Consider the following 12,327-nt stretch of genomic DNA (forward strand, 5'->3'; position numbering starts at 1 on the left):
TGGTTGCAGTGGTTTGGGTGAATTAAACACATTGGTTGTGCATTATTCTTGGTCTGCTATTCCTTTTTTGTTCAATATTTGTTGTTTGGCTGGCCAGCTCAAGTGGCGATCAAATAACTGGCCATATTCCGCATATTCATTGTACTTAACACTATGTTGTTGCCAGTGATTAATTTGCTGGTCGTATACAGCACGCATATTTTCTAAAGTACTGGCATAACGAATATCAGACACGACATTTGTTAATTCGTAAGGATCGTTTGCTAGATCATATAGCTCTTCGGTAGGCACTAGATCTTGTTGTTCGTCTTGATAGTACCAATAAATATACTTAAAGCGCTGGTCGAGTACGGTTAGGTTACGTGTTTCTTCTAAACCCCACACTTGAATGTGCGGCATGGTTTTTCTAACTCTTTGATTACTATCATTTAAAATCGGCACTAAACTAACGCCATCCCACGAAATCGGTTTGCTTACGCCAGCAAAATCTAAAATAGTTGCGCTTATATCAACCCCAGCCGTTAAGGAGGTAGTGGTACGCATTTTACCACTTTGTTGATTGCGAGGGTCGTAAATAATAAGCGGCACTCTAGCCCCTTCTTCGTAGGGTAAAACTTTACTACCCAAACCGTGAGAACCATTGAAGTAGCCGTTGTCAGAGGCAAAAATAATGACAGTGTTGTCGGCAATACCAAGTGTTTCTAGTTCGGTTAATACCATGCCGATGGATTGGTCTATTCCATGGATCAACTGGTGATATTTTCTTAAGGCTTGTTGATAAGTTTGCGCTTCTGAATATCCCCATTCTTCAAACCTAGGGTATTGACGACCTTTTTGAGAATGTTTCGAAAAGTGCTTACCTGCATCACGGCCGTAATTGGGCAGCTTTCTGAATTCAGTATTTTTATATACGTCATCAAATTTACGATCCGGTGTTACAGGTCGATGCGGTGCTTTGTAAAAAACGCTCATGGCAAAGGGGGTGTTATCCTTGACCGCATCACGAATAAAATCAACACTTACAGCGCCATATGCCAAGCTGCTGTGAGGGTAATCTTGGGCGTATTTTTTAATGGACTCGTTCTGCGCTGTTTTATAACTTGTTTGTCCTGGGCCTCCTGCCCAAAAGTCAAAATCGTGTTGGGCTACTTTACCTTCTTCTTTGTTTAATTCGCTTGCTGACATGTTGGATACAGGAAAACCAAATTTTCCGGCAAATCCTGTACGGTAGCCCGCTTGTTTTAACAGAAGTGGATAAGATTGCTGCCAAATCGTCTCGGCCATAGGGCCATGTTGAAAATTCGTACCATTTTTATATTCGTACATGCCAGACATTACACTTGCGCGACTCGCCATACAAATAGATGTGGTGTTGTAGTGACGACTGAAAACCACGCCATTGTTAGCTAACTTGTCTATGTTGGGTGTGACGGCATCTGGATTACCGAAGGCACGAATGGTGTCGTAGGCTTGATCGTCGGTGAAAAAGAAAATGATATTAGGTTTTTCGCTGCTGGCGTAATGAGCTGGTTTGGTGAGTGGCTTATTATCATTGGCGCAACTGGATAAAACTAAAGCGGCCGATAAAGAGAGGGTGATGAGAAAAACACTATTTCCTGCTTTTTTAATTGTTCTAAACATAATATTCCTAAAGCCAAGTAAATTAGTGTCATGGTATTGTAATTTAAATATTAAAGCTAACGTTCGCATGTAAAGTAATTGTAAGTAAGGTAGACTAAGATAAAGCTTTAGATCATCCTTTGCTGATTTAGTTTACTAATCAAGAGTGCCTAACAGGCATCAGCCTGCATCTATTCTCACATAGCGATAAATATTAATTATGAAAAATACAATTCTCTCATTATGTTTAATACCACTCATTAGTTTAAGCGCTTGTGGGTTAGAGCCATCAGCCAGTGAAAGGCCATCAGCCGGTGAAAGGCCATCGACGGTAAAAACAACCGCAGTCCACAGCCAAAAACCGAATGTTGTCATTTTTTACGTGGATGACCTAGGCTATGGCGACTTAGGCGTATATGGTGCCAAAGGTGTGCAAACCCCAAATGTTGACGCCCTTGCGCATAACGGTATTCGCTTCACCGATGCCCATACTTCAGCTGCGACTTGTACCCCGTCTCGCTATTCTTTACTCGCTGGTGAACATGCTTTTCGTAAAAACGCGCGTATCTTAAAAGGAGACGCGCCTTTATTAATTGGTACAGATCAACCGACTTTACCTCGCATGCTGAAAAAAGCCGGTTACCAAACCGCTGTTGTGGGTAAATGGCATTTAGGCTTAGGTAATGGCAATGTCGATTGGAATCAAGCGATCAAGCCTGGGCCGTTAGAAATCGGTTTTGATTACAGCTTTTTGTTACCAGCTACAGGTGACAGAGTGCCAACAGTTTATATGGAGAATCACCATATATTGAATTTGTCGAAAGATGATCCTATTAGTGTGAATTACAAGAAGAAAATTGGTCATCGTCCAACAGGCAATGAGAATCCAGAGCTAGTACGTTACCAACCTTCAGACGACGGTCACAGCAAAACGATTATCAATGGTATCAGTCGTATGGGTTGGATGGCTGGCGGTAAAAGCGCAGAATGGGTAGACGAAGATTTCTATCAAGTGTTCACTGATAAGGCCAACCACTTTATCGCTAAAAATAAAAATGAGCCTTTCTTTTTATTCTTCTCGTTTCACGATATTCATGTGCCACGTTTACCGAATAAACGCTTCCAAGGTAAAAGTGAAATGGGCTTACGAGGTGATGCAATTGTACAAATGGATTGGATTACGGGGCAGGTGGTTAAACAGCTGAAAACTCAGGGCGTGTTCGACAATACTATCATTATTTTTACCAGTGACAACGGTGCGGTATTATCCGATGGCTATGAAGACAAAGCGATTGAGTTGGTGGGTGAACATAAAGAAAATGGTATTTATCGTGGTGGAAAATACAGTGCGTTTGAAGCTGGAACCCGAGTCCCGACTATTTTGCATTTTCCCAATCGAGTAAAACCTGGGGTAAGTGATGCATTAATGAGTCAAATCGACATCTATGCCTCGTTGGCGCAATACCTTGGTATTGAATTAGCAGCAGATGAAGCCATCGATAGCGAAGTGCACCTTGATGCTTGGTTGAACGCCGATAAATCTGGCCGTACCGAGTTAGCGGAAGAGTCTTCGACCTTGAGTCTTCGTGTTGATCAGTGGAAATATATTCGTCCTTCTAATGACGGTAAAAAGCGAGCTGATTATACTTGGCAAAGAAAACGCATTGAAACTGGCACGTCTACTAAAGCACAGTTGTACAATTTAGCTGACGATCCTAGCGAACAACGAGATATCGCGGCTAAATTTCCAGAACGCCTTACAGCCATGGAAGCTAAATTAGTCGCTTTAGAGGCCAAAACTACAAGATAAAAAAGCTGGCAATACTGTTCGCGTAGGCATGCACTTAGTGCAAGGTGCATGCCCTTTGCAAGTGCCCGAACTGTTCAAGTATTATCAACGATATCTATAAAGTCTTTTTTCTACTTGGCTTATTATCAATTAAGTGAATAAAGAATACACTTCCTTTCAACTATTTAAACTCTTTTGCCACAAGCAACTGACTCAGTTCAAAGGAAGTATTATGTCTCATCAAATTATCAAAGATTTAAGCACTCGTTATACAGCTAAAAAATATGACGCTAGTAAACGCATATCAGCAGAAGATATTGACGTCATCAAGCAAGCGATACGTTTATCTGCTTCGTCAATTAATTCTCAACCTTGGAAGTTCATACTAGTAGAAAGTGATGAAGGGAAACAACGTCTACACGATACATTTGCTAACAAGTTCCAATTTAATCAACAGCACGCGAAAGAGGCCTCACATACGCTTTTGCTAGCTTTTGACCCTAAATTTACTAAAGAAAAATTCACTAAGCGAGTTGATGCAGAAGTTAGCTCTGGTCATCTTCCGGCTGAAAAGTATGACAGTTTTCTAGGCGCCTATGCTTTTGCAGAAATGAACACCGACGAAAATGGTAGCAATGCTACTTGGACCAAAGCGCAAGTATATTTAGCCTTAGGCAATATTTTGCACACTCTAGCGCGTTTAGGCATCGCTTCAACTCCAATGGAAGGGGTTGACCACGAGTTAATCGGCGAAATATTTAAAGCAGAACTCGACGGGCATGTGTGTGAAGTTGCGCTCGCGATGGGCTATCAAGATGAAAAAGAAGATTGGAATTTTGGTTTACCTAAAGCGCGTTTAGCCTTGAATGAGGTGATTGAAGTTGTCTAGAATCGGCGTGAATCTATAATTATCTGAGTCTCTCGTCGAAGCTCTTCTTGTTTGTAGATGCAATGAGCAGGCTTATGTAGATGCTTTGCGTCATTCATTGAGCTTAGCTTACGTTCGTAGCCGAGAATTTTCTCGGCTTTTTCTATTTCAGACATAAAGTCGCTGCAAAAGTAGAAATTTCATTTGTATTGGCTATATTCTAATTTATGAAATATAAACATATTTTACTGCTATTTTACTTCTTGGCTATGTGCTTGCACTTAGTCGGAGTTAACGCCAAAACTTTGTCAATTGGTATCGCTCATTTTCCACCTTATAGCATTGTGGATGGCGATAATATCTCTGGTGCAGAAATAGAAATCATTCAACGGAGCCTGTCTGGCAAAGATTACCAAATCAAATTTTTAAACTATCCGTTTGGCAGACTTCCTAATGTATTTAGCCATAAAAAGTTGGATGGAATTATTGTCACCTTAAAAAATATTGCGGTTGAAAAAGTGTATTATTCAGACATTGTTTTACCAGAATACCAAACAGTTGCTGTTCACCTTAAAGAGAACGGCCTACAAATCATGTCTATAAAAGATTTAGCTGGAAAGTCGATAATCGCTCATCAACAAGCCAGTCAATTTTATGGTGAAGAATACAAACGGATTTCCGATGTGGGAAGAAGCATCTTAGAATATACAGAGACGATAAGGCAGGGCGCGCAAGTCTCAATGTTGTACAAAAATCGTGTAGATATCATTATTTTGGCTAGAGAAATATTTCAATATTACAGGTCTCGCTTAACCGCTAAAGTGGCTGCGAGAGAGGTGGTGATCTCGGAAATATTTGGCGATAAGATTGGTTTTCACAATGCGTTTGCAGACGAGAAAGTCCGAGATGCTTTTGACCAAGGTCTAGCTGAAATTAAGAAAAACGGCCAGTATAAAATGATACTTAAAAAATACCTGAAATTTTATCAACCCAATCTTTAAGCAGAGCAAGGCGTTTAGTCGTAAGGGGGAAACTCACCCAATCCATTACGCCCTGCTTCACACTTTGTCAGGCTTTCTTATTCCTCATTTATATTCCATCAAATCATGTATTTGTTGTTGCATAGCTTCAGCCCAGACCTGATATTGCGCTGGGGCTAAGTGCAGGAAATCAGGCATGACCGTGTCTAGCACAGTACCATCATCAGTTAAAAAATGCTGGCCAATATCCAACCAAAATATATATTGTTGGTCGGCTAGCCTTTCACACAATTTATTGGCCGCATTAACCCGTTTACGCATAGGCGCTTTGAGACTTTTGCTGCGAGGGAAAGTCGCCAACAGCAGTATTTTACTGGCGGCTAAGGATGAACGTAATGTCTGTAAAATAGCCTCCACACCGGCAGCAGTATCTTCAGCAGACTCAACTCTGTGGCCTGCGTTATTGGTACCAATTAACAAAACAATCAACTTAGGAGACAAACCATCGATTTCACCGTTTTGAAGTCGCCACAATAGGTGCTCTGTACGGTCGCCCGAATATCCTAAATTAAAGGGTTTTAGGTTGGCGTAATACTTGTTCCAAACCGCTAAGCCAGTGTCTTCCCATGAATGGGTAATTGAGTCGCCTAAAAATAATAAATCAACATCATTATCTAGGGCGCGCTTTTCGGCTAACTTTTGTTGATGGCGTTGTTGCCACCAAGCTTCGGTACGAGCAACAGCGGTGGTTGCTAAGGTTTTATTTACATGGCTCATTGTTGGCTAGCTATCCAATCGTTAACGACCTCTTCTAACACCGCAATAGGCAAAGAACCTTGACCAATAACGGTATCGTGAAAAAGCCTAATATTAAATTTAGTGCCCAAAGTGGTTTCGGCTTTTTGGCGTAGGTGGCGGATCTTAATTTCGCCCATTTTGTAAGATAATGCTTGGCCGGGCCAAGAGATGTATCTATCTATTTGATCTTCTACCGACTTTGTTGTCAGAGCCGTATGGCTTGCTAGATAATCAATAGCTTGCTGGCGAGTCCAGCCAAATGCATGAATGCCCGTATCAACAACTAAACGCACGGCACGCCACATTTCATAGCCTAAGCGACCAAAGTCAGAATAGGGATCTTGATAGAATCCTGCCTCTTTACCCAGGCGCTCAGAATACAGTGCCCAACCTTCGGTAAAGGCAGAATGACTTAAAGTGCGACGAAATTGTGGTAAATCGAGTTCCATGGCCAGGGCATTCTGTAAATGATGTCCTGGTATGGCTTCGTGAAGGCTTAGGGCTTCTAAATTGTACAGCGGTTGTTGTGCTGGATCTGTGGCGATAAAATATGTGCCCGGTGTACGGTTATCTGGTGGCGGCATGTAAAAAGCACCGCGGCTTGCTGAGCCTTTAATTGCAAAGGTATTGCGGGGCAAGTTGTTAAAGTAAGTAGGTAATTTGCCGTACATTTTCTGGGTTATAAAAGCGGTTTTCTCTAAAACATCTTGAGGATCTTTGGCATAAAATTGCGGGTCGCTGGCTAAAAATTGCAAAAATTCGCTATAGCTACCCTTAAAGCCAACCTGGCTAATGATGTGCTGCATTTGTTGCTTAATACGTTTTACTTCAGTTAACCCTAATTCGTGGATCTGTTGGGGCGTATCATTGGTGGTAGTGTAATAATTTGTTGTATAAGCGTAATATTCTGCTCCCCCTTTCAGGCTAGAGATGCCGGCTTTTTTACGGCATTGAGGCATGTACTCTTGATTGAAAAAATCATAGAACTTTTGATAAGCAGGTACTATTGCGGTGTGAATCAACGCTTTGGCTTTTTCTGTGTAAGTTTGTTTTTGTTGTTGAGTAAATTGTGCGGGATATCGACTGAAAGGTTCGAAGAGTGCGCTGTCAGCCGCATTTTTTACGATATGAACGCTTATGCTTTTATGGTAATCCTTGAAACTCTGGCAACTGTGTACAAAGCCAGCCCTTATGCCTGCTTTGAGTAAATTGATGTTTTCTTGATTGAAGCGTGGATAATCGGCCAAACTAACTAAAAAATTGTCATAGTCTTGTGTGCTCAAAAAAGCCATATTGGCTGGCGCTTCGGCAAAGTAAGTATGCCAACCACTTAAAAAGTTTACTGGAAAATATTGGTCTTGATAGAGGTAGCTTTGTTGCTCGGTCTCTCGTTCGTATTTAAACAATCGGTAATTCATCAATTGCGCTTTATTGAGCTCACTTGGGGCAATATGCTTGAGTTTTTGTAGTACTTTTTGGTTGTATTTTTGACGCCGTTCCATTGCCTCTGGCGTAAACTCAGCTAATTTTCCGTTTGGTTTCCAGCCGTCTGGATCGGTACGAAAGAATACTTTTTCCCTTGTTGCATGTTGCCAGTGTTGTTCGATAATTTGATTCAGGTCAGCGTTTGCATCGGCGAATACCTTGCCTGAAATAAATAATGGCAGGACTGAAAGTGCCACCGCTGATAAAATAGTGTTGCGCATAAAACGTCTCTTTTAAATGGCCGACTAGGGGCTTAGTTCTTAAGGGTACCAATTTACCTATAGGCGATGCTAGTGATTCTGCTGGTGAGGTAAACCATTACCCCCCTTGTTCATTCATAAAAACACAATCTTCTAATCGTACGCCAAATTCGCCAGGAATATAAATGCCGGGCTCGTTTCGTTAAGTCATACACATATTCCATGTATTGCTGCCGCCAAGCTGTTTTTGCGCTTGCTCCATCATGGCCTTTATCAAATATAGGCCGAAATGGGCGCTACATCTTCAGTGAGATTTTTTAATCTGGGCTGTTTAGACTGAATGAGTGGCTGATGCTTCGCTATCCATGACTTTGATTGGAAGTGGGCAACTAAAGGAAGGTTTGATAACAAAGCGCCGATGGCTTTTAGACATGTCCTTTTACTCACTGTCATTTTTTACACCTTAAAAAATGCTCGCTGCATTGCGACTAGATGATTGACAAAATACTACAGCAGCGGCAGATAATAACTCAAAAATTTTTGCTGTTGATAGCCTAGAGTTTGGTAAAGGTTTTGTGCATGGAAGTTGGATTTACCAGTGACTAACGAAATTCCCTTCGCCTGTGTCTGTTGAGCAAATACTTTAGCTCGCTCTAATAGTTGTGTGGCTATACCTTGTTGTCGGGCGCTTTGGATGACAAACAGGTCGTTAAGTATCCAAGTCGCTTGCGCTGAAATAGATGAAAAGCTCGGATATAGTTGACAAAGCCCTAAGGTGTCGTTGGCCCTATTCTTGGCCACGAGTATTACTGAATCTTGTTTTTCTAACCTTGCAGTTAAAAACGCTTGAGCTAATTTCAAGTCACTTGGCTGTTGATAGAATATTCGATAATCATTAAACAACTTGCCGATCACTTGAACATCTTCCAGCTTGGCTTTTTCGATACTGACTATTGCCTGCTTTTTCATTATTTTAGATCCTTTGTTGTAAGTATTACTTATAGTTCGACATGTCTTGGGTATGTAGTGCTTTGCCTATTTTTGTCAATAACGCAGCAACCTTTTCCATTAAGTTAGCTTTGCTGTGTTGCTGGTGTTCTACTTTTTTAGCCAATTTTTTGTCTGGTGTGCCGTGCATGATGTCTCTCACATATGTTGAGGATAAGTCATTTAGGCTGTATTTTTTAACGATTTTGCTTACAATGCGAACTATGATTTTTTGAGTTAAATATAAGTAAAACTTATGGATAGGCGTTTGCGGCATTTACCACTATTACGTTGTTTTGAAGCGGCTGCTAGACATCAAAGCTACAGTTTGGCCGCTGACGAGTTATCCATTACTCAAGCAGCGGTGAGTCAACAAATACGAAACTTAGAACAACATTTAGCAGTAAAGTTGTTTATGCGCGAAGGTCGGGGCATGTTATTGACCAAGCAGGGCAAAGTGTTTGCAGAGTCTGTGCAAAAAGCCTTTATTGAGTTGTCCCATGGCTTTGATCGAATTCAGCTTGAAGGAGAAGCCGGGGTGTTAACCGTCACTGCAACACCGTCTTTTTGTTCTAGGTGGTTAATGCCAAGGTTATGGAAGTTTTCGCAACAATATCCGACTATTCAAGTACGAGCCATCGCGTCAACTCAATACGAAGATGTCCGTCATTCTGAAATCGACGTGGCTATTCGGCAAGGCGAGGTGAATCATCAAAAGGTACATCAAGAAGTTTTATTGCGTGATCCGTTGTTTCCGGTTTGTTCCCCTAGGGTAATGGCCGAAATCCCACTAAGCAGTCCAGAACAAGTTAAACAATGCTGGTTAGTTGAGGCAATTGGCAGTGGTGCAACGGGGTTAACTTGGCATGACTGGTTTACATTGGCCAATGTGCCTTTGCAACAACAGCAAATGAAATGGACCGAGGTGACCACTTGGGAAATGGGGATTAATGCAGTCATGAGTGGTCATGGTGTATTCTTAACCTCTGCTTGCATGGTGCAAGATTTACTTGAATCTGGCAGATTAGTTAAACCCTTCGATATACAAATAGAACCTGGCTTAGTGTTTTCAATGCTGTACGACCATGAATCACCTAGACTGGCCAGAATCAGCCTGTTTACTGATTGGCTTAAACAGGAAATTAACGAAGGGGAAGCCCTAAGTTTGCGCTAATTGATGCTATAAATTAATGATAGAGATTAGGTAACATTAATGAAACAATGGTTGACAAAATTACCCTGTTAAGTGAGTAAACAATCTCGTAAATTTAAGTGGGTTAATCAAAATTCGATTGTCTAGGACGTTTTATCACTTTTAATGGAGCACTACCCATGAGCAAAAAGTTTATCTCGTTATGCTATGCCATAACACTTCTCATTTTTTCATTACATACATTGGCGCAAGAAGAGTTTTCATCAAGCCAAATTAAGCAACTCAAGAATGGCATTTTTGAAGTGGTGACGTTGAAACTAGAAGATAACACTGTTTACAAAGAGCCATTTCCTTTCGAACTGCTGCCGTTTCAGACTAGAAATGATAAGTATCATAGTTTAGGAACGGCTTTTTTAATTAAAGACAATGTTTTTGCATCAGCAGCACATGTGTTTGATATTGGTAGTTATTCTTTGTTGGCAAAAAATTATGCGCTACGGGACGGCAAAGGAAATATTTTTAAAATTACCAATGTCGAAAAGTACTCTAATTACAGAGATTTGATTCAATTCACTGTGCAAGGAGATACATCGAAATACCATAAGTTCAAATTTGCAGATGAGTACGAAGAAGGCGATGTTATCTATGCTGCGGGCAACGCTCATGGCGAAGGTGTTATTTTCAGAAAAGGTATTTTGACCTCTTTTACTTATGAACCTATTGATGGTAAGTGGAAGAACATTCGTTTTTCAGCGGCCGCTTCGCCAGGAAATAGCGGTGGGCCGTTATTAAATTTAGCCGGTGAAGTGGTGGGTATTGTTACCCGAAAATCCAGTAATGAGAATTTGAATTTTGCCTTTCCTATTAAAGAATTTAACACGTTTTCATCTAAGCAAGCTGAGTTTTATGAGACTAAAATGGGCGAGTTTGAGTCAACAAAAAGTCTACGCTATAAATGGGAGTTTAGCGCTGATTTACCTCAAGACATGTTGGCGTTAAGGGCCTTGGCCGAAAAAAGTTTTTACCAACGATTTATTAGCGGTCGAGATGAATTTGTCGAAAAATTCAAAGATGATTTATTTCCCAATCATACAAAAGTAAAAAAATATCTTAAAAATCAATCTAGTAGCACTAGCCTATCGATTATTGATATTAATGGAAATGGCGAGTGGTCCCTTATCGAGCCGGATAATCAGAAAAAGATTAAAATTGGCAAGGAGCAATCCCTATGGTTTGGTCAGAGTGACAGCATGCTTGGCAATTATCAATTTTTTATGGAGAAACCTGAAGAACAAAAGTTGGCGGATTTTGTGGCTAACAAGAATAAAATACTAGAGACTTTCTTAACATCTGTGCAATGGAATAGGCCAATCGAAGGGACCAAGGTTTATATTAATTCTTATGGCGAGCCTATTTTTGAAGAACACTACACTGATAATTTTGGCCGAGTGTGGCAAATGGCATTGTGGAACGATCAATATTCGAATCGAGGGATCATGATTTACTGTTTGCCCATCCCACAAGGAATCAATTGTGAGTTAGTCGAATCGCCAGTGGCTTGGTTAGAATTTCAAAAGCAAAGCTATAAAGCTAATTTACATCGAATGATGCTCTCTTACTCAGCTAAGTTAAACCAGTGGACCGAGTTTCTGCAATTACCTACAGACGCCATTCCCCAATTTCTGCAAGACGCTAAGTTACTCTTGTCTGATGATAAGGTTAATTTCGAGGTCGGATCATTTTCCGGAAGTTTGGACAATATGAAATTGACAGGTGATAGTAATTTTCATGTCACTGTAGAAATTAACCCCGATGATGTAAATGAGTTAATTGTTGGCAATATTAGTTTTCAACCCAACTTAAATGAAGACGGTATTTACTATGTATCTAAGTACTACGATTTGGGCAATGATGCCTCAGATAACTACAATGACTTTTGGCATAAATTTACTACTTTGAAATCGCCTTATAACTTTGAGGTGATTAATGAGGGGAAAATTAATAGTAAGTATATTAATTTAGGTGCGAATGGTAAGAGTCCTAAAGTCGTCGGAAACCAACCACAGGGTGTGGCCTATTTAGCGGCGTGTAAATTGCAGTCTGAGGTAAAGTTAGCTGAATTTAATGCTGCTTGCGATTCATTTGTAAATGGCCTGCATTGAAGGATATGACTTGGCTGCGAAGTGACGATTTAACAAGCCTAAAAATGCATGTCTGAATAAATGAGCAACCCATCTTTACTTTTGTTTAGTCGCTAGGCAGCGCCTTGGATAAACCACGGGTGTCGCAAGGGATTTTTTTGCCTAATCGAGCGGCTTTTACTCAACACAGCAGATTGATGTGTATTCGTAAACAGCTGAGTTTTATTTTACATTCAGTTGTTTACGGCAAGTTTGAGACAAAGACCCAATTAACAAATAGTTTCAATACTGCTGCGAATATAGAGT

10 protein-coding genes are annotated in these 12,327 nt (G+C 40.7%); 5 read left to right on the forward strand and 5 right to left on the reverse strand.

The genetic code is table 11. The features are described 5' to 3' along the window. Positions 1-42 precede the first annotated feature (42 nt). The gene (locus RS130_RS11365) at positions 43-1,641 is read right to left on the reverse strand and encodes a sulfatase family protein (protein WP_316026050.1); all 1,599 of its coding nucleotides are present in this window, start codon (positions 1,639-1,641) and stop codon (positions 43-45) included. A gap of 199 nt (positions 1,642-1,840) precedes the next feature. Between RS130_RS11365 and RS130_RS11370 the strand changes: the two genes are divergently transcribed. The 3 genes from RS130_RS11370 (at position 1,841) to RS130_RS11380 (ending at position 5,278) form a co-directional block, all read left to right on the forward strand. Then, entirely contained in the window at positions 1,841-3,430 is a 1,590-nt protein-coding gene (locus tag RS130_RS11370; protein WP_316026051.1) for a sulfatase family protein, read from the forward strand. Positions 3,431-3,641: 211 nt separating this feature from the next. Continuing rightward, complete coding sequence (locus RS130_RS11375) at positions 3,642-4,298, forward strand: nitroreductase family protein (protein WP_316026052.1); 657 nt, start codon at positions 3,642-3,644, stop codon at positions 4,296-4,298. A 206-nt stretch (positions 4,299-4,504) separates the two neighbouring features. Further along, positions 4,505-5,278 (forward strand): substrate-binding periplasmic protein, encoded by a 774-nt coding sequence (locus RS130_RS11380; RefSeq protein WP_316026053.1) that lies wholly within the window; start codon positions 4,505-4,507, stop codon positions 5,276-5,278. 84 nt (positions 5,279-5,362) lie between these two features. On the opposite strand, the gene RS130_RS11385 is transcribed toward RS130_RS11380, so the two are convergent. From RS130_RS11385 to RS130_RS11400, 4 genes are all read right to left on the reverse strand, one after another. Further along, on the reverse strand, positions 5,363-6,034 hold the full coding sequence (locus RS130_RS11385; protein ID WP_316026054.1) for a platelet-activating factor acetylhydrolase IB subunit: 672 nt from the start codon (positions 6,032-6,034) through the stop codon (positions 5,363-5,365). Continuing rightward, a complete protein-coding gene (locus RS130_RS11390; RefSeq protein WP_316026055.1) occupies positions 6,031-7,761 on the reverse strand; it encodes a DUF885 domain-containing protein in 1,731 nt (576 codons plus the stop codon). Before RS130_RS11390 ends, RS130_RS11385 begins: the two co-directional genes overlap by 4 nt. Positions 7,762-8,247: 486 nt before the next feature. Further along, positions 8,248-8,709 carry a GNAT family N-acetyltransferase gene (locus RS130_RS11395; RefSeq protein WP_316026056.1) on the reverse strand — a complete coding sequence of 154 codons (462 nt, stop codon included), beginning with the start codon at positions 8,707-8,709 and terminating at the stop codon, positions 8,248-8,250. 25 nt (positions 8,710-8,734) lie between these two features. After that, positions 8,735-8,878: a hypothetical protein gene (locus RS130_RS11400; protein ID WP_316026057.1), complete on the reverse strand. Its 144-nt coding sequence runs from the start codon at positions 8,876-8,878 to the stop codon at positions 8,735-8,737. 105 nt (positions 8,879-8,983) lie between these two features. On the opposite strand from RS130_RS11400, the gene RS130_RS11405 reads away from it, so the two are divergent. Then, a complete protein-coding gene (locus RS130_RS11405) occupies positions 8,984-9,901 on the forward strand; it encodes a LysR substrate-binding domain-containing protein (RefSeq protein WP_316026058.1) in 918 nt (305 codons plus the stop codon). 158 nt (positions 9,902-10,059) lie between these two features. After that, positions 10,060-12,042 carry a S1 family peptidase gene (locus RS130_RS11410; protein ID WP_316026059.1) on the forward strand — a complete coding sequence of 661 codons (1,983 nt, stop codon included), beginning with the start codon at positions 10,060-10,062 and terminating at the stop codon, positions 12,040-12,042. Positions 12,043-12,327: the final 285 nt, after the last annotated feature.

Origin of the sequence: Paraglaciecola aquimarina (genome assembly GCF_032464635.1) — a bacterium.
In the GTDB taxonomy this organism is placed as follows: domain Bacteria; phylum Pseudomonadota; class Gammaproteobacteria; order Enterobacterales; family Alteromonadaceae; genus Paraglaciecola; species Paraglaciecola aquimarina.